This window comes from Virgibacillus byunsanensis, assembly GCF_042675965.1.
GTDB lineage: Bacteria > Bacillota > Bacilli > Bacillales > Amphibacillaceae > Virgibacillus_R > Virgibacillus_R byunsanensis.
The window spans coordinates 1-1836 of record NZ_JBHTKJ010000068.1 but is presented as its reverse complement, the minus strand read 5'-3'; the positions used below and the strand labels follow the sequence as shown (position 1 = coordinate 1836).

Genomic DNA, 1836 nt, shown 5'->3' with positions numbered 1-1836 from the left:
AGCGTTCGTCCTGAGCCAAGATCAAACTCTCCAATAAAGTTTGAATATGATTGACACCAATCAATCACATCGGTTGTCTTAGCAATCAGAAGACTTAACTTCTGGCTTAAAAAATTTCGAAAAACAAGTTCATGTTTCTCTTGACATACTGGTTGTTTTGTTCAGTTTTCAAGGAGCAATTTTTCTTTTGTCGTTTTTTGCGACGACATATAATTTACCACGGTTACGAATAATTGTCAACACGTTTTAAAAAGAAAAATTTATTCTGTGTTGCGATGTGCTTTCTATCTGACAACAAGAAATAATATAGCATAATAATAATATAAGTTCAATAGAAAATATGAATTATTTTTTACACTTCGTCACCTTAATTGGTAGCAGCCTACACAAAATCGGAGATTGCTATGATTATACATTCAACATATTATTATTTTTTTATAAATTTAAAACGACTGAGATATCATATTTATTCTCAGCCGCGCTGTTTAATAGTTTAATGCTTATCCATTCTTGATCGTGTTGGCATGTACTTCATACATTCTTGTTTACTAGCTACTCTACGATACATTTGAAATAACGTTTTATACCTTTCTTGCATAGCACGCCTTACCATGTAATCAATTCGATGATCTCCTAAATCCAATAGTATTTCCTCTAATTCACGTTTTACCAAATACTCCATTTCTTTTTGTTCTATGTCATTAATTAATATCCCTAGCATTTCTTCACCTCTATTTTCTATTACTAGTCAATTATATTGAGTTGTTGCAAGTTGATTTCACATTACGTTTTGAACTCTATTAGTTAAATTACAGAGCTTATTCACATACTCAGGCTAGACTACATTTACCATTCCCTTCTTTTCTACATTTTCATCATATAAATTCGGATTTCTATATAACTTCTTGACTTCTTCTGAAGAGAAAGCAACTATATCTTTCCATAGCTTGTTCATATTGCTAATTTACATTCATAGAATATATATAACAGGAATAGGGGGAGTGATATATGAGTCATTTTTATGTTTGGCGTTTTAACAGATGGAAACGATGGATGATCATTGTGTTATTTGCTTTATTTACAGCTACATTTTTATGGTTTGAGCGTGATGGGGCATTTTCAGTATTTTCTCAGGACAAACCAACCGCATTGTCTAAAGGAAATGCCAATGAAGAAAACATTGCATTAACCTTCAATATAAGCTGGGGAGAAGAACGGGTCCATGATATTTTAAAACAACTAGAGCAAAATCAGGTACAAGCTACCTTTTTTGTCAGTGGTGAATGGGCGGAACGTCACCCTGGGGTATTGGAGGATATAACAGAAGCAGATCATGAACTGGGAATGTTAGGCTACCGTTATAAGAGTTATTTGGATCAGGAAATTGATCAAGTGAGAAAAGATCTGTTATATGCAAAGGAGGTTTTTCGTAAATTAGGTTATAAGGACGTTCAACTTCTCCGTCCTCCAAGTGGACACTTTGATAAAGAAATTATTAAGCTTGCTGAAAACTTGGACTTTACCGTTATACACTGGAATGTTAATCCTAACGACTGGAAAAATCCAGGAACTCAGTTTATTGAAGACTCTATAATGAAACAAACGTCCAACGGGGATATCATATTATTACATGCCTCTGATTCGGCTAAGCAAACAGCAGATGCGTTAAAAACGATATTACCTGGATTAAAGAACAAGGGCTTTCAATTTGTATCTATGTCCGAATTGATCAATCAAGCACACGCCGAATCTAAAATAGTTGAATAAATGTTAGAAAACTTGGCTTATCGCCAAGCCTTAATGGGTCAAGTAGGAGGGGACCTTTCCTCAAGGATT

Annotated in this window: 2 protein-coding genes; one reads left to right on the top strand and one right to left on the bottom strand. The window is 34.1% G+C overall.

Annotated features, from left to right (window positions below):
* Positions 1-493: 493 nt before the first annotated feature.
* Complete coding sequence (locus ACFQ3N_RS18480) at positions 494-721, bottom strand: hypothetical protein (RefSeq protein ID WP_390364384.1); 228 nt, start codon at positions 719-721, stop codon at positions 494-496.
* Between the two features lie 287 nt (positions 722-1008).
* Between ACFQ3N_RS18480 and pdaB the strand changes: the two genes are divergently transcribed.
* The gene (pdaB, locus tag ACFQ3N_RS18475; RefSeq protein ID WP_390364382.1) at positions 1009-1767 is read left to right on the top strand and encodes a polysaccharide deacetylase family sporulation protein PdaB; all 759 of its coding nucleotides are present in this window, start codon (positions 1009-1011) and stop codon (positions 1765-1767) included.
* Positions 1768-1836 lie beyond the last annotated feature (69 nt).